Here is a 21,225-nt window from a genome sequence, read left to right as displayed (position 1 = left end):
ATCGGTCAAGATTGGTCGCTGTGATGACGTGCTTCAGGGCTGGATGACGTGCAGTCGTACAGGTTCGGAGAGTGCCGCAGAAGCACCCGGAAAGTCGGCCAGGCGTGCGGCGACCGTTGCCATCGCGAGCCGCTCAGGCAGCGCTGCCGAGAATTTCAGGCCTTTGACAGCGCGTCGATCGACGTCCGGGAAGACAAGGAGGTCCCCGGCACCGGCACGAGCGCATTGCCACATCGGGGTCGTCAAGTCTTCTCGAAGCCGCACATAGCAGTCCGTAGGGCGCTGAACCGGGTCTGCAACGGACGACAAGGTGGCGGCGAGCGTGGCGTTGGCTCGGTAGCCGGCCCACGTCCACCACCGTACGTCGTTGCCGGAGCGCGTGATCAGTGTCCCGGCGGGGTGCACGCTGTTGGGAGCCTCCTCCTCACGCAGTTGCTGGAGGCGGGATTGTGCCCGCCGGGTGAGCGACACCGGTGGGTCGGCGCCCAGGAGGACGTCGCGCATGGACCGGGTCAGTTCGTACGACAGGCCTGCGATGCCGGTGCCGGACCACTTGGCGATGCCGCCGCCGTCGGCAGGCTCGACGAAGGCCCGGCGCCTGGACCAGTCGATAAAGGTCACCTGCCAGCTCCGCCCGCCGAGGAGAAGCCGGCGGGGGCCAGGCCGCTCCTCGGTGAGGACGGTGGGATCGGTCTGCCCGATCTCGGTGCGTCCCGACAGCACGGTGAACTGGGGCGGCGCTGTGAAGGACGCGGTCAGCTCGATGAAGTGGCGGTGGCCGAAGCGCTGTTCCGCCTCGGGACCGATGAAGAGGAGACCGTTGTCGTCGTCGAGGAAGCCCTCACCCACCAGGTGCCGCAGGATCGGTTCACCGGAGCGGTCGAAGGGGGCCAGGCCGTTCCACTCCGAGCTCCACAGGTGGTTTCCCAGCCTGTGCTCCTGCAGGGTCACGGCGAGGATCTGCTGGGCGACCAGGTGCCGGGGTTCGGGCGGCGGCGTGACGGCCTCGACCCAGCCGCGTCCCCACAGCAGTAGCAGGCCTGCGGCCTGAAGCAGGGTCTCTTCCTCGGTGGCCAGGAACAAGCAGTTGCGCACACTGCCGGCCCGTCGGCCGGTGCGGCCGATCCGCTGGAGGAAGGAGGCAACCGTGCGAGGTGCGTCGATCTGGATGACGCGGTCCAAGTCGCCCACGTCGATGCCGAGTTCAAGCGTGGAGGTGGAGACGATCACGCAGTCGCGGGCCTCGGCGAAGGCCTGCTCGGAGCGAGCCCGCTCCTCGGCCGACAAGGAGGCATGGGAGAGGAAGGTGGTGACCTCACGAGCCCGCAGGGCGGCACCGAGCTGCTCCACCTGGCGGCGGGAGTCGCAGAAGACGAGGCGCTTCTCGCCGCGGTGCAGCGACGCGATCAGCTTCGCCGCGTTCTCCAGCGAGCCGACGTAGTCGAGTTCCACCTCGCCGGGCGGCGGGGCACCGGTGGAGGCGGCGGTGAGATCGGGGGCGACGACCTGTCCTGTGCGGGTGTTCGCGCCCGAGCCCTGCAGCCAGGTCAGCAGTTGCTGAGGGTTACCCACCGTCGCCGACAGGCCGATGCGCTGGATCGGACGGCCGGTGACGCGTTCGAGCCGCTCCAGAACGGCGAGGAGGTGCCAACCGCGATCGTCTCCCGCGAAGGCGTGGACCTCGTCCACGACGACTGCGCGGATGGAGGAGAGGAGTTGAGCATGGTCGGTCTTGACCCCGATGAGCATGGCCTCGAGCGACTCGGGGGTGGTGAGGAGGACATCGGGCGGATCGGTTCGGATCCGCTTCCGCTGCGACTCCGTGGTGTCGCCGTGCCACAGCGCGGCCCGTCGGCCGAGCCACTGTGCGTACGAGTCGACACGGGTGACCAGGTTGTTGAGCAACGCCTTGAGCGGGCACAGGTAGAGCACCGAGATGCCGGTCCAGCGGTGCTGGGCCATCGCGGACAGCACGGGGAAACAGGCCGCCTCGGTCTTGCCGCTGGCGGTCGGCGCGAGCAGGACGGCGTCATTGCCGTCCATGAGCGGCGCGATCGCGGCGCGCTGCAGCGGACGTAGGTCGGGCCAGCCCAGGGTGTTCACGATGTGGTGCAGGACCACCGGGTCGAGCCGGTCGATCGGGTTCGCCGGGCCCTCGCCGTCCGACTCGCGTTGCTCGGAACCGGTCATTGCAGCTCCAGGTCGATGTCGTCCGCCGATCCGGCGGCGGCCAGGTTCCGCTCCGTGGCAGTGAGTTCCTGGGGGGAGACGGTCAACCGGTAGTGCTGCCGCGGATCGAACTCGTCGAACTGGTCGATCCGGTCCAGGACATCGCCCACCAGCTTCTTCAGGAAGAGCCTCGGGGCGACACCCACCTTGCCGCCCAGCGCGCCGCCGACCGCGTCGGCCAGGTCGGCGACGTAGCGGTCGTCCGCGAGCGTCTTGATCCGGTCGGCGGATTCGGCACCATCGGCGTAGAGATCACGGATCGTCGCCCCGAGGCCGATCAGCGAATCCCGGGTGAATCCGGGTAGCCGGACCTGTACGGCACGCGGGTTGTCGAACCTCGGGTCGGTGGTGAAGTCGGTGGCGAGGCGCTGGGCGAGCGGGGCGAGGCGCTGCACCCCCTGCTGGCCGTCGTAGAAGGCGGGCGTGCCGGTGATCATCAGATAGAGGCCGGGGAAACGGCCCGAGTGCACCTCGTCGATCAGTTGACGCAGCGCGTTGAGCGCCTTGTCGCGGGCGTCGGAGCGGACCCGCTGGAGCGTCTCGACCTCGTCGAGGACGAGGAAGAGCCCCGCATGCCCGGAATCCCGGAGCACGGTGAGCAACCCCTGGACGAACCCGAGGGCTCCGAAGTGGTCCAGATCACCGCGCACGCCGGCGGATCGTCGGGCCGCGGCGGCGACGTTCGGCTGCCCGCCGAGCCATGCGAGGACCGCCGCAGCGGTGGTCTCGTCGCCGGCCGTGAGGGCGGCCCGGTAGCCCCGCAGAGCGGCCGCGAACGACGGGGCGTGCCGGGACACCTCGCTGAGCCGGGCGGCGAGCAGCCGCTCCACCTCCTCGGGGAGCTGCTCCTCGGAGCACCCGGCCGCGAGGGCGTCCTCCTCCAGTGCGTAGAACCATGCGTCCACCACGGGCCGCAGCGCGCTCGGCGGGAAGCTCGAGGTGCCGAGTCGCTCCGTCAGCCGCCGGTACACGGTCTCCAGCTTGTGCAGCGGCGTCTCGGTCTCGGAGACCTGGATCTCGGCGACCGCGAAGTTCCGGCGCTTGGCGCGCTCGCCGAGCCACCGGGTGAAGAACGTCTTGCCCGACCCGTACTCGCCCCGGACGGCCTTGAAGACCGATGCGCCGGAGACGACGGCGTCCAACTCCGCATCGAGGGCGGATTCGAACCGTCCCAGCCCTGTGGCGAGCAGGTCGAGCCCGTTCTCGGGCACCGCACCGCGGCGCAGCGCGTCGATGACGTCGCGGCGGCGGGCTGCGCTGACGGTCACGGATCGGGAGGTTCCTTCGGCACTCACGCGCAAAGTCTCCCATTCACCGGGTGGGTGTGATCACTGCTGTCCGGACACCGGGACCGATCGGGCCCCGGTGCCGGTTCAGCGCAGGTCGAACTGGATGCGCAGGAGATCCGTGTCGAGCCGCAGGGTACGGCCGTCCGGAAGGGTCTCCAGCACCTGGATGCTGTCGTAGTTGAGCAACTGCCGCAGCACGGCGGCGAAACCGTCGGCGCGGACGGCGAGTTCGCCGATCCGCTGGGCCAGAGCAGTCACGGGCAGCGTGCCGCCCGCGTCCAGCAGCGCCCGCAGAGCCTTCTCGACCTTGACCAGATCGGGTTTGCGGGCGAGGAGATCCACCTGGTCCTTGAAGGTCTGAGAGCTCAGCAACCTGCCGACCAAGGCGTCCTGGGGGGACACCAGCGTGGGCGTCAGCAGTGCGTCGCCGTCTTCTGCCGCGGGCTCGATCGTGACCTCGAAGAGAGCCTCGTGGCCCGGTGCCGCCGGTTTGGGCGGTCGAGTCGCCTTGGCGGGCTTCTTCGGGACGGCCGCCGGGACCGGCTCGGGCGAGGGAATGCCAGGGGTGAGGGACCACCAGGAGGGCTCGGGGCTGCCGAGTTCGCGCCAGCCCTTGGGCGGAGTGGCTCCGAACGGAAGGAGGGCGAGCACCGGGATGGCGACCTCCGCCAGCGAAGCTCCACCGTGGTACCCCGCCTTGAGGGCCGTGTAGCGGGAGTCGGCGTCCCACAGTGCGACGATCTCGTTGCCGGTCTGCGGGGAGACGACACGCGGCCCTGCGAGGGTGATCTCGGTGTCACCGAGTGCCCCGCCGGGGGCGCGGTGCCGGGCAGACAGCGGAGTCTCCCGATCCACCTTGACCCCGCCGCGATCGACGACGTGTCCGTGGTCGCTGGTGATGACGACCGCGCGCCCCTGGGCGGCGGCGACCCGCAGGAGGTCCTGCAGACCCCCTATCTGGGACAGCCGCCAGGAGCCGTCGCCGTGCTTCTGCTCCTTGGCGAGCCGGTCGTCGACGGTGTTCAGCACGACCGCGACGTGAGTGTCGCCGGCCAGTGCTTCGGAGAGCTCGGGGCCGAAGACCGCGCCGCCGCTCTCGCTACGGAGGTCGTCCTTGTGGAAGACCGCCACCTTCTCACTGCCCCAGAACCGGTGGGTGGGGACGATCCGCTTCTCGTCGGCCTGCGTGCCCGTCATCAGGCGCGCGGCGAAGAGGGAGGTCCGGGAGACGGCCGTCACGGTCGGCAGGGCGGCGGCGACCGCGCGGCGCTCCGGGGGACGCGGCACGTCCGAGGAGGCCGCGCTGCCGGTGGCCCGGGGCGTCGGATCGTACTCGGCCCACTGCTCGCGCAGTTCCGTACCGAGCTCGGAAGCGATGGCGGCGCTCATTCCGTCGACGACCACGAGCAGCACGCGGCGCTCGCCGGCCTTCACCACGGGAGCGACGACCTTCTGCAGGAAGGTCTCCACCGTGAGCATGGCGCTCTTCGGGTCCGGCCCTGCTGCCGTCCACGTGGTCAAGGTCTGTGCGAAGTTGCGGTCGATCTCCCGCCGCTTGGATCGGACCGAGGAACAGAGCCGGCTGTAGGAGGACGCCAGCACCTCATCGGCGTCCCCGCCGGCCTCGATGTGTTCCAGTGCCAGGTCGACCCAGCCGGTCTGGTTGGCGTGGCGGTTGATGCCGGCCGCCACATGCGGGATCTCGGTCGACGGATCGGTAGCCAGCCACTGCGCGAGCCGCTGAGCCATCCGCGCCCGCTCGGCCCTGGCCCGGGATGCCTGGCCCAGGGCGAGGCGGTGCTCGCTCACCGCCAGCACCGTCCCTGCGACCTTCGACAGGTCGCCGGCATCGAGGGCCCTGCCGACCGCGGCGAACCGGGCCTCGAGGCCGGCCGCCAGAACCGGGCTCGCCTCGGCCGCGAGGCGCGCACCGAACTGATCGACCAGCGACTCCGCCCGGTTCAGGACGGCCCCGGTCACCTTCCGGGCGTCGGCCGCCTCGTCGTCGTCGGACCCGGGGCGGCCGATCAGCAGGAGGACGGAGACGAACTCCTCACAGCTGCGCCCGAAGGCCGTCGCCAGCGCGTCCAGAGCCTCGCCGTGGGCCGGCGGCTCCTCACCGAACCACCGCTCGGCGCGTCCGCGCGCCCGGTAGTCGTCGGCGGTCGCCGAGGCCGCGTCCGCGTGCACCCACAGGGCTGCGCAGACCAGGCCGAACGCGACCGCGTCCGGGCCGTGTTCGGCGGCGACCAGAGCCAGCAGGGCCTTGCCGGTGAGGCCGGCCTGGTCCTCCTCAGCCAGGAACGAGGCCAGCCCGGCCCGCTCGGGTGCGCGCAGGGCAAGGAAGCGGTCCGGCCCGCCGGGCGTCAGCGACCAGCGCAGGAGGGCGGGCACGTCCAGGCCGGAGCCCGACGAGCCCGACTGCTCCGCCCGGTCGGGGTCGAACCGGCCGATGCCGAGCCGCCGCAGTGCGAGGGAGGCGAGGGCGCCGGGACGGGCCAGCACCCCGCCGCCCAGCTGTGGCCAGCCGGCCGGCGGGGTGGCGTCGAGCAGCGACTCGGCGGCCCAGTTGTCCTTGAGGAGCCGGTTGTCGGCGCTGGCCGCGCCGAAGGCCTGCCGGACCACGTCCCAGGTGTCGACGGCGTTGACCCGCTCCCGGTGCACGCGGGCCAGCAGGTCCGGGCCCAGCTCCGACTCCTCCCGGTCGGTCAGCACGACCAGGACCTCCGGGCCCGATGCATCGGGGGCGAGATGGGCCAGGACCAGCTCGTAGACGGCGAGCGGAGAGGGCGCGGCCGCGACCCGGGCCTGACGCCGTTCACCCCAGCCGAGCTCGGCAGCGCCGTCCCACTCGGGGGCGGCGCGCAGCAGGACGGCCTTGCGCCGGCCGCGGGCGAGCCCCCGCTGCGAGGCCAGGTACTGGGTGACGGTGCCGGCGTTCAGCCGGACCGCGCTGGTGGTGACCGGAGTGCTCATTCGACCACCTTCCAGCTGATCTCGACGGTGGCGTTCGGCTCCCTGGCCGCCAGCTCCTCCAGGTCGGCACGCAGCTCGGCGATGGCGCGGGCCGCGGTGGTCCGGCCACCGCCGGAGCGCCGGAGGGGGCGGCGGGCGGTGGGTTCGGTGGGCACGCGCGGGTCGCTGGTGCGGGTGTCGAGGTCGGTGTCGTCGGCCCCGGGAGCGGGCTCCGGCGGGGTCACGGGAGCGACGGGCGGCGGGGGAGTGGCGGCGGCCCGGCTGCGGTCGATGACCTCGACGATGGCGCGCCGGGCGTCCTTGAGGGCCTGCGGAAGGTCGGTCGTGACCTCCCGGGCGATCCCGCGCAGTTCCTCCAGGACGGCCTGGCCGGCCGGTCCGTAGTTGGGCGCGAGCTTGAGCATGTCCCAGGCGGCGCCGGCGAGCGCCGAGGCGACGGCCTCGGCCTGCTTGATCGACCTGCCGTAGCGCTCGACCGAGACGGCACCGAGATCGAAGGCGGCGAAGGCGCCGATGACCTGCTTGGCGGCACCGGAAGTGGCCGCCGGGCCCTTGTCGGCGGCGATGATCGCGTCGAGCAGGTCGAGCGAGCGCCGGGCCAGGGCGAGCCGGCCCGTGCCGTCCGTGTCGTCCAGGCCGAGCAGCGTGGCGCGCTTGTCGAGCTGCTGGACGAGGCTGGTGGCGTGCGGCTGGTACCTGCGTGCGGCGGCCACGATGTCGGCGGCGAAGCGGCTCGCGATCCGGCTGCGGCGCAGGGTCGGCGGCTTGGTGCCGAGGATGTGCTGGTAGCGGAGGCCGGCCTCCTCCCAGCTCGCCTCGTCGGGCAGCGGCTGGGTGCGCAGGGCGTCGCCCGACTTGATCGCGGACGGCTCGGGGGCGGGGTCGAGCAGGCCGCCGCCGCGCACCCAGACCCGGTCGTCGAGTTCGGCGAACGAGGCGATGACGAGGTTGGCGAGGAACGGGTCCAGACCCATCGGCTCGGGCCGGTCCAGCCAGTCGGTCAGGCGCACGACGGTCAGGTCGCCGGTGACGCCCTCGGTGCGGGCCTCGCGGCGGAAGTGGTCGGGCCAGCGGGTGGAGAGCTCGAAGTACGCCTCCTTCTGCTGCCCGAGGCCCAGCTCGCCGGCGATCCGCTTCATCACTGGGCGGTCCTTGGCCGGGATCTCGACCCGTCGGTCACTGGCCTCGCCGGCGGCCCGGATGTGGGCGAAGACGATCTTGGCATCGGCGGGCTTGACGACGGTGCCGGGGGCCTCGCGGTCGAAGTGGGGGTGGGCCGGGTACTGGTGGGCGAGCAGCTTGCCGGCCACGTGCCGGGCGGCGTCGTGCAGCGACTGGCCGATGGACGGGCGCAGGTCGGGGACGTCCGGCAGCGGCTCGAAGTGGTCGTCGAAGCCGAGCTCGACGTCGGAGCTCTTCTTCTCGGCCAGGCCGTACGTCTGCTTGAGAGCGGCCTTGACGGTCTTGGTCAGCGACTCGCGCTGGCCCTCTAGCAGCGCTTTGGCGCGGGCCCGGTTGTCGGCGTTCAGGTGCCCGGCGTACTGGGTGTCGAACCGGCGCTGGTCGCTGAGCGCGTAGTCGATGGTGACCAGGCGGCGGAAGTCCTGGAAGCGCGCGGCCGACAGGTGGGTGGGGAGCCAGGCCATCGTCCGCGGACGGTTCTCGCCGGACAGCTCGCGCAGCTCGCGGATGCGGTTGGCGTCCTCGACCGGACCGTATTCGCTCTCGTAGAACGGCAGACCGATGACGAAACGCCAGTTGCTCTCGTAGCTGGGGCTGAACTCGTGGTCGGGTGTGCGTTCCCGGTCGGCGATGTTGCCGAAGAAGACCTCGACCGAGCGGTTGGAGCCGCGCCAGACGAACTTCAACTCGTCGGCGTCGAGACGGCCGTCATGAGTTTCGACGCCCAGCTCCTCGGCCAGCAGCTGGCGGACCAGTGCACGTCGGTTGCCCGGATTGTCATTGACGTTGGCGTTGGCGATGACGGAGTCCACGTCCACGCCGGCGAGTTCAAGCCGCACGCCTGCGTTGGCGAGGGTGCCGGTCTCCTTGATCTCGGCGAACCGGGCAGCCCAGTCTGCAACCTTCGACCTGATCACGCCTTCTTCTGCGCCAGGGATCGGTGTGACGATTGAGCCGTGATTGAGTGCACTGAGTCGACGAATCGTAAGATCACGCAAGGCGGGCACGCTGGGCGCGAGGGCGGACAGGAGCAGGGTGCAGATCAGCCGGTTGTCGCCGATGAAGTTACGGCAGCGCTGGGCTAGTTGCGGGTCAGCGATGGTGTCCGGGCGGTTGCGGTAGCGCTCGATGTCTTCCTCCGTGACCTCGCTGGCATCGAGCAGGTAGGGGCGGAGCTTGGTGCGGTAGAGCTTGTCGGCGGCCTGGAACTCCACCTTCAGACTGTCGACGAACGGCTTGTCGCCGCCGTCGGCGATCACCGGATAGAGGTCGCCGAGCGGGATCAACTGCTCGAGCCGGGCGTCGTTTCGGTGATCGGCGAGGAGCTGGCCCATCAGCTTCAGACCGGTGCGGGAGCGCTGGAGAGCCGAGGAGATGTGGACGAGGGTGTCCATGAAGGCGGGGGAGAACGGGTAGGTGAGGCGGAAGGACGCTTCGTCCGCCCCGGTGGTGCCCTCCTCAGAGCCGAGCAGCACGTCCCAGACCTTGTGACCGCCGCTGCGCTTGGCCTTGGCGAAGGCTGCGTCCAGCTTCTCGCGGGCCTCGTCGTCCTTCGGCGTGAGCAGGCGGGCGTGGGCGATCTGCGGGAGGTTGCGGTCCTCCAGGGTGATCTTGTCGAACCGGCCGGAGGCGAGGTTGAGGCTGTCCTGGATCGCGGTCTCGCCGGCACCGGACACCTCCTCGCCGACCAGCTCACGCAGGTCGCGCTGGCGGGCGATGAAGGACACGACGGGGATGGCCCGGCGGGAGTCGGCGCCCTCCACGAAGTTGGTGATCTTGTCGGCCTCGCGGGAGACGAACTTCTGGTCGTGGATGCGGTTGGCGAGCCAGAGGATCAGCTCGTCCATGAAGAGGATCAGGCCGTCGTAACCGAGCGACTTGGCGTGGGCGGCGATGACGGAGAGGCCGGCGTCGAGGGAGATGAAGCCGAACTCGTCCTCCTTCGCGTTCTGCGCAAACCCGGGGAACCAGCCCGCGATGGCGTCGTGGACGAGCTTGGCGCGCAGCTCGGCGGGGGTGGTGGGGTTGACGACGTTCAGGTTCGTCTCGGAGGTGTCTTGCTGCTCGGCGGCGAGCGCGGAGTCGAGCAGGGCCGGCGTCCACGCGAAACCCTCGCCCCAGTCGTCGTCCTCGTCGATGTCGGCGCCGCTGTCACCGGCGAGGCCGGCGATGAACTGCTCGTCGCCGACCTTCGCGCGCAGGCGCTGGACGTCCTCGAAGAGTGCGTCCGTGCGGTAGACCTGCGGGGTGGGCGCGTCCGGGTGGAGCGCCTTGACGTGGGAGACGTAGCCGCCGAGGACGCGCTGCTCCAGGGACTTCGCGCCGAGCATGTGGTACGGCACGAGCAGGAACTTCTTGCGCTCGGCGCTCAGCCACTCGTGCTTGGCCAGGGTGGGGTCGAACTCGGTGCGGGAGAGTGCCGCCTGGTTGCCCCGGAGCAGGGCGTGTAGGACGGCCATGAAGTGCGACTTACCGGAACCGAAGGAGCCGTGCAGGTAGGCGGCCTTGGAGGTGTGACCGTCGAGGGCGGCCTTGATCAGGCCGAGGGCCTCGTCGAAGTTCTCGAGGAGGCGGTCGGTGAGGACGTAGTCCTTGAGTGCGTGGGCGGCGCCCTCGTCGGTGACCGCCTCGGCGAGCTTCAGGACGAAGTCGGAGGTGGAGATGGACGGCTTGATGTCGATGACATCGCGGAGGAGGGGCGGCTGGGCCGGTGTCGAGGCCATGGTCTGCTTTCGTCCGTTCCGTCGTCATCGTCGTTGTCCTGCGGTGCGTCGCCGGCGTGGGGGTCTGCCGGCCGTTCGCGGCCGCACGGGGGCGGTGGGGAGCGGCGGAAGGTCCTCGGCGGTTGCGCCGGCGACGATCAGCCATGGTATGACGGCGGCGCCACGCGGTGCTACCAGGTCGGGCCGGGGGACGGGGCTGGTGGCGCCGGGCGGCGAGGTGGCTTGGTCGCCTGTGGGGGCAACTGCACTTCCTCGCCGTGGCGCCGACGTGGACGGGCTATTCCGGGGCGGGCGGCGGTTCGGCGGGGCGGATGTGCGCGGAGTGCAGCCGGCCGTTCATCCGGAAGGAGAGGTCGAGCCTGCCGTCGCGTCTGATCGACTCGGCGGCGAGGCCGACCGCGCCAGGGCGGGTGAGGGCATCGCGCATGGTGGCGGCCTGCGCCTCGCCCAGCGGAAGGTGCTGGAGGGCGCGCCAGAGGGCGGCCAGGGCTTCCGGGAGTCGGGGGAAGGTTGCGGGGGCGCAGACGCCCTCGATCTCGACCACCACGGGGGGTCTGCTTTCGCGGAGCGTCGGGTGATCGCGTAGCGGGCAGCAGCCGTTTCCCTGGCCGCAGGGGCGGTCGCCGGTGCTCATCGGGGGTCTCGGACTTCGGGAGCGACGGTGGCCCAGACGACCTTGCCGATCCCGCCCTCGCGCGGGCACCAGCCCCAGGTGATCGACAACTCCTCGACCAGCCGGAGTCCGCGGCCGTTCTCCTCGTCGGGAGAAGCGGTTCGGGGGACGGGGTGGGTGCGGCCGGCGTCGTGCACCTCGAGGCGCAGGTGGTCGGGCTTGTGCTCGAACCGGATCAGGATGAGGCGGCCGGGCGTCGTACGGGAGTGCTGCACGGCGTTGTTGACCAGCTCGGTGAGGACGGACTCGGCGGAGTCGAGGTAGCGCTCGCCGGAGGTGTGGAGGGCGAGGAACTCCCGGAGCAGCCGACGGGCGGTGCTCCCCGACTTCGGGTGACGCGACAGCCAGCACGCGTACTCGTCGGCGGCAGTGGGAGGGATCTTCAGGGCAGCGGGCATGGCGATGGCCCCTTCGGAGCGTGGATGGTTTCGACGTGATCCGGGCGGTTGACAGCCCCAGTGACGGCCGGAAGGAGGCATGGGAATGCCCGGTGACGAGCCGTCTTGATCACGGTGTGTCGTGTGAATGACTACGCCAAGTAGCACGCCTCTGTGCTGCCATGAGGTGCAACAGCATCAGGCAAAGTGCATATGCACTTTCGTGTGAACGTGACGAAACCCCCTATCGCACGCCAGATTCTGACGGGACGAGACACCGAGATGAGGGGAGGTAGATGCGTGGCTGCGACGCCCACCGTGCGTCGCCGAATGCTGGGCTCGGAGCTCCGGAAGATCAGAGAGGGGCTCGACCTCAAGGTCGACGATGTGGCATCGCGACTCGGATGGCACCAGTCGAAGGTCAGCCGCCTGGAGAACGGGCGCTCCGGCGTGCGCGCGAACGAGGTCGAGATACTTCTCGACGTCTATGAGGTTGCTGATTCGGCGACTCGTGAGGCCCTCGCAACGCTGGCGCGGCAGGGGAAGCGACGGGTGTGGTGGCAGTCCTACTCCGATGTGATCTCCCAGCGCTACGCCTCGTTCATCAGCTTCGAAGCAGAGGCGGTGTCCGTTCGGAACTTCGAGTCGTCCCTGATTCCGGGACTGCTCCAAAGCGCGAACTACGCACGGGCGCTGACCCGGCAGCTCCAACCGGACGCTTCGTCTGACGTGATCAACGCTCTGGTGGGCATACGGCTGGCTCGGCAGAATGCGGCGCTCCAGCGAGAAGACCCGCTCAAGCTGTGGGCCATCGTGGATGAGGCCGCCCTGCACCGGCAGATCGGTAGCCGGGACATCATGGCGAGGCAGTTGCAGCACCCTGTCGCCACATCGCGAGAGCCGCATGTCACGTTGCAGGTGGTCCCGTTCGCAGCCGATGCCCATCCCGGAGTGCTTGGATCCTTCGTCATCCTGGAGTTCCCGGTTCGGAATGATCTCGACGTGGTGTACACCGAGTCGCTGACGAGTAGCCTCTCGAACGAGGCGACGACGTTCGTGCCTATAACCAGGCGTTTGATCGGCTTCGGGCGGCGGCACTTGATATTGGGCCGTCGCGCCGTCTGATCACGCAGATCGCAAAGGGACTTGAGTGATGCACGCTGACAAGGGCGGAGTGGACCTGAGCCGCGCCGTGTGGCGGAAGAGCACGTTCAGCGGCAACCAAGGAAACTGCATCGAGGTCGCTGACGGCTTCGTCGGCGTGATGCCGGTGCGCGACTCCAAGGACCCCGAGGGGCCGGTACTGGTCTTCCCAGCTGGGGCGTGGTTGGCGTTCGTCGCCGGGATCAGGGGTGGGGAGTTCTCCGCCGACTGCTGAGTCGGTTCTGCTTATGCAACAGCCTCCGGCCGGAGATCCGGCCGGAGGCTGTTGCGTGCTGCGTGGCTGAAGCGTCAGCTCTTGGTGGCGCGACCGCGACGGGCAGGCGCCGGACGCCAGGCCCGCAGGTCGTCGTCGGTCAGACCGTGCTCACCCTGAATCTGCGCGCGGTAGCCGGCGAAGAAGTCCGCAGGAGAACCGCCGTACATCGCGTCGAACTCACCGTGCCACTGGCTCAGCCAAGGCTGCAGCTCCAGCAGACCCGCGAGGTATGGGGTCAGCTCCTCGGTGGTGAAGTCGTTGTTGGTGAAGTACGTGGTGAGCGCCTGCGCCTGCTCGCGGTGGTCCCAGCCGGCCCAGCCGAAGAGGTCGGGAGTGCCGGAGGTGGTCGTTGAGTAGGAGATGAACCGCTCCTTGGCCACGTCGAGCTTGCCCCGGGCCCGCCAGTAGGAGGGCTTGAGGAAGTCGGCCGACGTGTACTTCGGCGGTACGGGAATCGAGTCCCGGATCTTCCGCTTGGCTGGTTCGTCCGAGGCCGCGTCCTCCTGGCGTTGGAGGTCCCACACCTGCTCCCAGTCAGCGCGCTTCTTCAGCCCGGTGGGCTTGTAGCGAAGAGTGGGGAGGAACGGTACGTGCTCGTCGGCGAGGAGATCGGAGACGACTTTGGCGAGTTCTTTGCGCGGGGCGTAGATCTCGGCGACGGAGACAAATCCCGCATCTCGCGAGAGCACATCGGTCAGCTGGGCGCGGGTTAGGAGGGTGGGCTGGTCGTCTTGGAACCAGTGATCACGGAGCTCGATACGGTCGAGCAACCAGAGCCGTAGGGCCTTTTCCTGGAGAGAATCCCAACCTTCGTTAGCCCAACGGCGCTTGTACTCGGGTCGCTCGACCATGCCGATGGCGCGGGAGGTTTCGATTGCCTCAATACGCTTCCGAACGACAGCCTTGTAGGATTCGGACCAGTGGGATGGTAGCTCGGTGATCGGCGTAGACCCGTGACGCTTAAACCATTCGTCAGAGGCTTCCCCATTCTTGGCACGGCGAGCGAGTACAATCTCGAACGCTCTTTGCCCGAGCATGAGTTCCGGGACATCGGTCTCAGGAGCGCGCAGATCCTCTGCGTGCAGGTTGTAAAGTGAGTATACCTGCCAGTCGAGCTCCTCTTGAAGGCCAATCATTCGCGCTCGGGCAGATTCCCAAGAGGCCCGCGCTGTCCGAAGGGATGAGACTTTGAGCGGGAAGTCATCAGCTGCCGTCATGGCAGACGGGCTGGAAGCTGCCAAGTCTTTGGCGAGAGCATCGAGGAAAGTCGCAAGGTTTGTCGGGTAGGTGGTGGGGAGCGGGAACTCCTGCATCTTAGTTCCGGTGAATTCAAAGAATCGCTCCCAGTCGTCGCTGGTAAACCCTCCCCCTTCTCCGCGAATCCCCTTGTCGTGACTCACCTGCTTGAGCCAGAAGCATGCTGTTGAGCTATTGAGGATTCCGAGAATTCGCAAGTGCTCTTCTTCGCTTGCGTGCTCTTTGAGCTTAATCACTGGTGCAGACCTATTGAATACATTCCCTCCTCGATCCAGTACGAAATGGTTGTGTGTGGCTACAAATGCGAATGAGATCGACATTGGTGTGCGATAGGCCGAAGAGGTGTACTGCATATAGTCCCACCATTTGAGGCCTGCATCTTCCATCGTGCCCTGAAATGTGCGACGGGCTTGCAGTATGCGACGCAAGGGCCACAGGTCGTTCTCAAGGTCGCTGGGTTGGAGTTGACTGGCGTAGGGGAACCAGATTGCTTCTTGGGGGTGGGCCTCCCAATCGCGGACGATTTCTCCGATCATCAGCGGCCGAAGACCCTGTCGATCCGCGATCGTCCGGAAAGTGGCGCGCAGTGGTCTGATGTAAGCCTCGTCTGCTCCCGCGCGGATGGCCCTGCCGATTGGCGGCTCGATGACTGCCTTCATTCGCAGAGGGCTAGCCTTGTCAATCTGTTCGACCATCTCGCGGCCACCGTCGGCAAGCATCCACGGCTGTCGACCGAAGTACCGCCGGCGGTCGAGGTCGTCTACCGACACCCATTGACTCGCGGATCCGGGCTCATCGATCTGATTGATGATTGCATTCCAAACGAGCCCTTCTTCGCCACTTTCAGGCGCGCCTGGTTCGCCCTGGATGCCCCGTACGGTGCGAATATATTCTGTGCGCCTCTGCCCTGATTGGCGCTTACCTACGAGGATGACAGTGGGGGTTCCATGTCCGGGAATATATGCGCCAGAGGTGTCGATAACCTCCGTTAGTTCAACCCTGTGTGCGAAGTAATCCTCAATCAGCTTCGTGCCGAATTCGCGCTTCATGAAGGAATTTGCGGTGATCTGGCCGACCATGCCGTACCGGCGGCCGTTTGCGTCGCCGCGAATTGCCAGATCAAAGAACTTCTGCGCGAATGGCACTGAGAGAGCATAGGTCCCGGAACACGCATCGTACAGTTCGCGGTACAGCTCGTTGAGCTTCTTGTCCTTTACTGTGATGTAGGGCGGGTTCCCCACCACCACGTGATAGCGTCCATCCTCCAAGATGCCCTGGTGCTCGTGCATGTCTTCTGTCGCGTACGCGAACTCGGCAAGCGTGTCGCCAGACTTCTCGCCGAGCAGGGAGAATTCCAGCTGTCGGTCCTTGATTAGCGAGTCGCCTACCGCCAGGTGGATCGGCCAGTCGTACTTGCCTGCCGCCGCCAGCGTTCGCACCTGTGCTGCTGCCATTGCGGCCACCAGCAGCCGGAAGCGCGCGATTGAGACGGCAAACGGGTTGATATCCACGCCGTGCACCGAGTCGAGCGCAGCCCGCACGCGCTCGTAGCGGTCACGTCCGGGCTGACCCTCGGCCCACAGCTTCACCAGGCGCCGGAACGCGCCCAGTACGAAGTGGCCCGACCCACACGTCGGGTCGATCATCTTCAGGCCCTCGTACCCGAACTCCCGTACCGCCGGGTCCATTGTCCGGTCGAGGATGAACTCCTCCACGAACTCCGGCGTCTGGAGCAGCGCGTACGTCTTCCGCGCCGCCTCCGACAGGTCTTGGTACAGATCACCCAAGAACCGGGTGTCCCACCCCTCCGTGCCATCCTCGTTCAGCTTGTCCGTGAAGTCGTGGACGAGGACACCGGCTTCGTCCCGCTCGCGCCAGAACTCGACCAGTGCCCGCGCGCCATCGTGTGAAAGCGGGATCTGGAACAGCGGGTTGTGCCGCCGATCGAACAGCAGCTTCCCTGCCTGCCCCGCACCCAGTTCAGCGAACGCCCGCTCCAGCCACCCGCGATACGTCGGATCAGCGTCCGCATCCACGTACGCCGCGTACCGTTCCAGCGCGAGGTCACGCCGCTCGTCCGACGCTCCTGCCAGGTACGGCTCGGGAATCAGTTCGTTGTCCTCGCAGAACCGCACGAAGACCGTGCCCAGCACCCACGCCACCGCGACCTGCGTGATGCGCTCGTCGAGCCACGAGTTCCACGTCGCCGCCGTACGCCCCAGTTTCCGCGCCTGGTCGTACTCGCCGCGAAGCTTGACGCGCACCTCCTCCACAGCCTTGACCTGGCTGCCGAGGTCGGTTTCGACCGCCTTGACCTGCTTGATCAGATCTGCCAACAGGGCCTTGCGGTCGATCACTTCGTTGCCTCTCCACTCTCGCCGGCTCGGTGGGCGTTGTTGACCCACGAATCCGGAAGCTCGATCCATTCTCCCAGGCCCGACTGGTAGGGCACCGCCGTCGTCCCCAATCGGGGATCGCGGGCAGGGTCGCTCTGCGGGCAGAGCAGCCACAGCCCCCGCCCACCGTTGCGCGACCGTCCGGCCAGCCGGTCCAGCACCGCCATGGCGTCGTACCGGGCGAACACCCCGCCGTCGATCAGCAGCACGGGCCGCCCTGGCCCCTCCGCCGTCACCAGCTCGCCGATCCTCGGCTCGACCGCGCCCCACGCCGTCCGCGCATACTCGGCGAACCGCATCGCAGCTGGCGTGCCTGGCTGGGCGGCGTCGGCACGCAGGATGGTCTCCCAGGTCGGCTTGGGTCGAGGGTCGACCAACTCGTGCAGGGCGTCGATGAACAGCTCCGCCACCGACACCGCCTCGGCCCCGAACCTGCTGCCGCTACCGTCCCCGGTCAGCTCACGCGCCGCCTCGCGCGCGAGCCCGGTGCGCACGGTCAGCGCCCGGAAGCCGTCGCGCCGCGTGGACGAGAGCAGCCGCTCCTCCGCCTGCATGGCCCCGGCCAGCAGCGGGTCGTCGTCGTACCGGGTGACCAGCGAGATGCGTGTGGTCCGGCGGCCGGCTCCCGAGGTGAGGTAGCTGGAGCCCGCGTCGACCCGCCGCGGCAAGTAGCGCATGGTCTTGGTGCCCTCGCGCAGCGAGAGCACGAGGTCGAAGCCGGCCTCACGGAGCGCCTTCGTCAGCGGCCCGTCGGTCGGCAGCGTGTGCCCGCCGTTCCCGTCCAGCAGCTCGGGGAACCGGGCGCGGACGCGCTCGTGCACGTCTTCCCAGGTCAGCCCGGGCTGCTGGGCCTCCGGCACGCCGGGTGTGATCCGGACCAGCCCGGCCTGGGTGAGCCGCAGGGCCCGGACGAGCGACAGGTCGCGCGGGTAGATCTCGAGGCGAGGGGTGGCGGCCGCGTTGCGGGAGGCAGCCGCGGCCACGTCCACCATCCGACGCTCGTCCCACTCCACCACGCCGTTCGGCGGGGCGACGGCAGCGAGTTCGGCCAGTACCGTCGCCGCCGTCGGCAGGGTGTCGAGCTTGGCGAGCCGGTCCGCCACCTTGCCGAGGCGCTGCGCGTAGTCCAGCAGTCCGGGGGCCGACGGGGTTTCGGGGGAGTCGTGCTCGCCGACTTCCAGCGCCAGCAGGCCGGCGCCCATGCCTTCGTCGGCCGCCTCCCGGTTGGCGACGTGCCGGAACTGGGCGCTTTCCGGGTTGAGTTGTTCGACCTCGAGCACGGCCCGTACCGCGGCGAGCCCCAGGGCCCGGCGATCCCCGCGCCCCTGGAGCCGGGTGCCGCGTCGGACGGCGAGGGCATCCGCGATCTCGGCCGCCGAGGCGACCCGACCCAGCGAGTGCAGCAGCTCGAGGATCTCGGAGCGCAGTGCCTGCACCGCCGTGTGCTTGCTCCACCGGGTGCGCTGTGGCTTCAGAATCTGCGGAATCCGACCTGCGGTGCGGTTGACAGCGGTCGCGACGTCCTTCTGCTTCGGCCAGACCCCGATCTCCGGCAGAGCGCCCGTCTCGTCGGGCAGGCGCAGCAGCAGCCTGACCGTCTCGACTTCCTTGTCGTTGGTGCCGTCCTTCTTGAGCACCGGCACGAAGATGGTGGCGAGGGTGTCCAGGCTGACCGTCCGCAGGGTCCGCGCAGGCAGTCCATCCGCCGCGGTGCCCGCTGCCATCGCGTCGACGGCAGCCTTCTCGACCTCGGTCAGCTCTTCCTTGGCGGCCTTGCGGCCCTCCGGGGTGAGCGGGCCGGCCGGCTCCTCGGCCAGGCGGCGGCGCCACTCCTTGATCCGGCCGAGCACTTCGTTGCGCGTCTTGGGGCCGAGACCCGGCGAATTGACGAGCCGGCTTCGGGCGAGGTCCAGCAACTCGCCCACGGTGTTCACGTTGAGGCCGAAGACGAAGGATTCGGCGGCGAGGGTCAAGCCGGCGGCAGAGATCGCCGTCTCGCGGGTGGCCACCGCAGCCTTCTCGTTGCGCTTCTGGTCGGCGTCCTCGGGCTCCGCGTCCGCGATCATCGGTACGACGGCCTCAGCCGCCGGTCCTCCGGGCACCTGCTCCGCAGCGGCGGCATGACGGGACCGACCCGAGCTCGGCTTGGGACTGTCGAGGTCGAGGAAGATCTTCTTCCAGGCGTCCCGCATCGGCTTGAGCTCGGGGAACCGATGGGAGGCGTCCCGGTGCAGGGCCTTGCGGAAGAACGACGTCAGGCCTGCGCGCACCGCCGGGTCGAACGCCTCGATGGCGATCGTCGCATGCGGTTCCTTCTCCGGATCGGTCTGCCGGGCGGACACCCGGCCGCCGCCCCACACCGGGAGCTCGCCCGAGGCCATCTCGTGCAGGGTCGCGGCGACGGCGTAGCGCTCGGCGTGCGCGTCGTACACGGAGCGTGTGAGCGTTCCGATGAACGGGTCGAGGTAGCCGTCGGTGCCGGCACTGGTGTCCTGCACGCGGTAGCCGGCGAGCGAGAAGTCGATCAGGACCAGTTCGCGGGTCCGGTTGGGGCGGATGCGGATGGCGATGTTGTCCGGCTTGATGTCCCGGTGCCAGACGCCCTCGCCCTCGAGGAAGTCGACCGCGCCGAACAGGTAGTCGCCGTAGGCCTCGAGCTGGTCGACCAACAGGCGGCCGCGCTCGCGCAGCTGCCGGCCGACGGTCTCCTCGCGTCGCCGGGTGGGCCTCGTCCCGGGCGTCGAGCCCTCCTCCTCGCGCTCGTCGCCGACGAATTCGAGGGCGAGGACGGTCCGAGGGCCGATGGTCAGCGGCTCCGGCTCCACGAGCCGGATGATCCCGGAGTGCGGCCGGAGCCGGCCCATGACCTCGGCCTCATGCCCGAGTACTTCGGCGCGGCTGTCGCTGAGAGCGACCTTGAGCACGCACATCGCCTTGGCCCGCCGGGCCTGCGGGTCCGCCTGGAGATCCCGGACGAGGAAGGCCCGGCTCGTGGAGCCGGTGCCCAGTCGGCGCCGCACCTCCCAACGGCCGGCCAGGATGTCGCCCGCTACGGCGTCCAGGGGGTCCTTGTCCGGAACCTCCTCGGCCACGGGTGCGGCTGACGTGTCCGGCGTCGGGGCGGTCAAGCTGTCCTCGACGAACTCCAGCATCTCCAGGAATTCGTCGACCGAGGACAGCCGCTGTTCGGCCTTGTAGGCGGTCGCTGCCTGGACCAGGTCGTCGATGTCCTCCGAGAGTCCGTCGACGATCGCGCTGGGGCGCAGGCCCTCGCCGGCTTCCAGTTGTGCGACCAGCTCGGCCTGGCTGGAGGCCGGCGGCTGGAGGGTCGTGATCAGGTAGGTGAGCACCCCGAGCCCGTAGACGTCGAGCAGGACCGGGTTGGGGCTGACGGCGGTCAGCTCGGGAGCGAGATAGGGATTGGCGGCCTCCGCCAGGTGGGCGCCCGCGTTGGACATCGCGGTGGGGGCCAGCCGCGGGGCACCTTCCGCCGTGTCGCCGGACGAGCGCTGCACGGCGACCTGCCAGTCGGAGATCTGCAGCCGCGGATTGAGCCAGCCTGCCTCCTCCCCGTCCGCGCCCGCCGTGCGCCCACGCCCGCGCGGAACGACGTGGATGGCCCGCGCCGCGAGCGTGCGGTGGTAGATGCGGCTGCTGTGCCCGGAGCGCATCGTCTCGGCGAGCTGGCGCACCAGCGCCATCCTGGTGAGGATGTCCAGCTTGGCGCCGTACTGCACCAGGTACTCGTCGAGCCGCAGCGTCCGCGGGTCGTAATCGAAGATCAGCGCGGGCCCGGCCGAGTGCCCGGACGAGTCGTACTGGCGCAGCTGCACCACACCCGGGTGCCGGAAGCGGCGCAGCACCGCGGCCTCGCGCAGCGCGGCACGTTCGACGGAGGAGCGCAGGCCGGCGTCCGAGCCACGCTCGCGCAGGTAGATGCGGACCCGGGCGGCCTCCGGGAGTTCGCTGTGCCGGGCCAGGTAGTCGGCCCAGGTCGGACCGGAGTCGAAGGACTTGCGGTTCAGCAGGTACGGGCCGACCTTGTACTCCGCGCCGCTGCGCGCGATGCCGACCCGCTCCAGTGCAGCCTTGATCTCACGGGAGGCGACGGCGTCGATGCGCCGGCGCTCGTCGCGGGGCGGCTGCTGGAGCATGGCGACCAGCTCGTCGACGGTGTGGACGCCGTGCTGGTCGGAGGGCGCGAGGCGCTGGCGCAGCGAGCTGTCGGTGAAGCAGACCGCCTCCGACACCCAGACCCGCCGGCCGTTCTGCCCGAGGAGCCCGGCCAGCTCCTTGGCCTTCTTGTTCGCCAGGTGGAGGGGATTGCCGTGGACGACCTGGCGTCCGCTGGGCTGGGTCTGCAGCCAAGTCCCGTTGCGGGACTCGATCGAGCCGTGCCAGTCCTTGAGCTCGATCAGATGCACCCCGCCGGGCGCCACGACGAGCAGGTCCACCTCGCGGACGTGCCCGGTGTGGGCGGTGAAGGTGAAGTTGGACCACGCCCGCCACGGATCGGCGTTCGGCAGCTTCTCCCGGATCGCCTCCAGGCCGCGGCGCTCGTGTTGGAACTCCGAGTCGGTGACCGTCACCCACCGGCCGTCCCGCATGCGCCCTCACCGCTTCTGTTCGCGTTGTGTTTCGCTGCTGGTCGGCAGCCGGATCACCCGGACGATCGTAGCGGGTGGTGGTCGTCCGTGGAGGAC

General features: G+C 69.1%; 10 protein-coding genes. 2 read left to right on the top strand and 8 right to left on the bottom strand.

Going from position 1 to position 21,225, the window contains the following annotated elements; all coding sequences use genetic code 11:
• Positions 1–33: 33 nt before the first annotated feature.
• From ACGF13_RS12305 to ACGF13_RS12280, 6 genes are all read right to left on the bottom strand, one after another.
• A complete protein-coding gene (locus ACGF13_RS12305) occupies positions 34–2,190 on the bottom strand; it encodes a DEAD/DEAH box helicase (RefSeq protein ID WP_392872544.1) in 2,157 nt (718 codons plus the stop codon).
• On the bottom strand, positions 2,187–3,497 hold the full coding sequence (brxD, locus tag ACGF13_RS12300; protein WP_392872541.1) for a BREX system ATP-binding protein BrxD: 1,311 nt from the start codon (positions 3,495–3,497) through the stop codon (positions 2,187–2,189). The genes ACGF13_RS12305 and brxD overlap by 4 nt, the downstream gene beginning before the upstream one ends.
• Before the next feature lie 105 nt (positions 3,498–3,602).
• The gene (gene pglZ, locus ACGF13_RS12295) at positions 3,603–6,494 is read right to left on the bottom strand and encodes a BREX-2 system phosphatase PglZ (RefSeq protein WP_392872539.1); all 2,892 of its coding nucleotides are present in this window, start codon (positions 6,492–6,494) and stop codon (positions 3,603–3,605) included.
• Positions 6,491–10,399, bottom strand: coding sequence for a phage resistance protein (locus ACGF13_RS12290; RefSeq protein ID WP_392872537.1), 3,909 nt, complete (start codon positions 10,397–10,399; stop codon positions 6,491–6,493). Before ACGF13_RS12290 ends, pglZ begins: the two co-directional genes overlap by 4 nt.
• 277 nt (positions 10,400–10,676) lie before the next feature.
• Entirely contained in the window at positions 10,677–10,946 is a 270-nt protein-coding gene (locus ACGF13_RS12285; protein ID WP_392872534.1) for a hypothetical protein, read from the bottom strand.
• 83 nt (positions 10,947–11,029) lie between these two features.
• Positions 11,030–11,470 carry an ATP-binding protein gene (locus ACGF13_RS12280; RefSeq protein ID WP_392872532.1) on the bottom strand — a complete coding sequence of 147 codons (441 nt, stop codon included), beginning with the start codon at positions 11,468–11,470 and terminating at the stop codon, positions 11,030–11,032.
• A 279-nt stretch (positions 11,471–11,749) separates the two neighbouring features.
• On the opposite strand from ACGF13_RS12280, the gene ACGF13_RS12275 reads away from it, so the two are divergent.
• Entirely contained in the window at positions 11,750–12,574 is an 825-nt protein-coding gene (locus ACGF13_RS12275) for a helix-turn-helix domain-containing protein (RefSeq protein WP_392872529.1), read from the top strand.
• 28 nt (positions 12,575–12,602) lie between these two features.
• Positions 12,603–12,827 carry a DUF397 domain-containing protein gene (locus ACGF13_RS12270; protein ID WP_392872526.1) on the top strand — a complete coding sequence of 75 codons (225 nt, stop codon included), beginning with the start codon at positions 12,603–12,605 and terminating at the stop codon, positions 12,825–12,827.
• A 74-nt stretch (positions 12,828–12,901) separates the two neighbouring features.
• Here ACGF13_RS12270 and pglX read toward each other — a convergent pair whose 3' ends face one another.
• Together pglX and pglW are read right to left on the bottom strand one after the other, a co-directional pair.
• Positions 12,902–16,483, bottom strand: a complete 3,582-nt coding sequence (gene pglX / locus ACGF13_RS12265) for a BREX-2 system adenine-specific DNA-methyltransferase PglX (protein ID WP_392872523.1) — start codon at positions 16,481–16,483, stop codon at positions 12,902–12,904.
• Complete coding sequence (pglW, locus tag ACGF13_RS12260; RefSeq protein ID WP_392872520.1) at positions 16,480–21,129, bottom strand: BREX system serine/threonine kinase PglW; 4,650 nt, start codon at positions 21,127–21,129, stop codon at positions 16,480–16,482. Before pglW ends, pglX begins: the two co-directional genes overlap by 4 nt.
• Between the last annotated feature and the right edge of the window lie 96 nt (positions 21,130–21,225).

The sequence above is a fragment of the Kitasatospora sp. NPDC048286 genome, from assembly GCF_043201735.1.
GTDB lineage: Bacteria > Actinomycetota > Actinomycetes > Streptomycetales > Streptomycetaceae > Kitasatospora.
The sequence above is the reverse complement of the archived record's forward strand: the minus strand, read 5'-3'. Positions and strand labels throughout refer to the sequence as shown.

Coding starts and splice junctions, on each gene's coding strand:
- ACGF13_RS12305 (WP_392872544.1), bottom strand. CDS start 2,190: ATGACCGGTTCCGAGCAACGCGAGTCGGACGGCGAGGGCCCGGCGAAC.
- pglZ (WP_392872539.1), bottom strand. CDS start 6,494: ATGAGCACTCCGGTCACCACCAGCGCGGTCCGGCTGAACGCCGGCACC.
- ACGF13_RS12290 (WP_392872537.1), bottom strand. CDS start 10,399: ATGGCCTCGACACCGGCCCAGCCGCCCCTCCTCCGCGATGTCATCGAC.
- ACGF13_RS12280 (WP_392872532.1), bottom strand. CDS start 11,470: ATGCCCGCTGCCCTGAAGATCCCTCCCACTGCCGCCGACGAGTACGCG.
- ACGF13_RS12270 (WP_392872526.1), top strand. CDS start 12,603: ATGCACGCTGACAAGGGCGGAGTGGACCTGAGCCGCGCCGTGTGGCGG.
- pglW (WP_392872520.1), bottom strand. CDS start 21,129: ATGCGGGACGGCCGGTGGGTGACGGTCACCGACTCGGAGTTCCAACAC.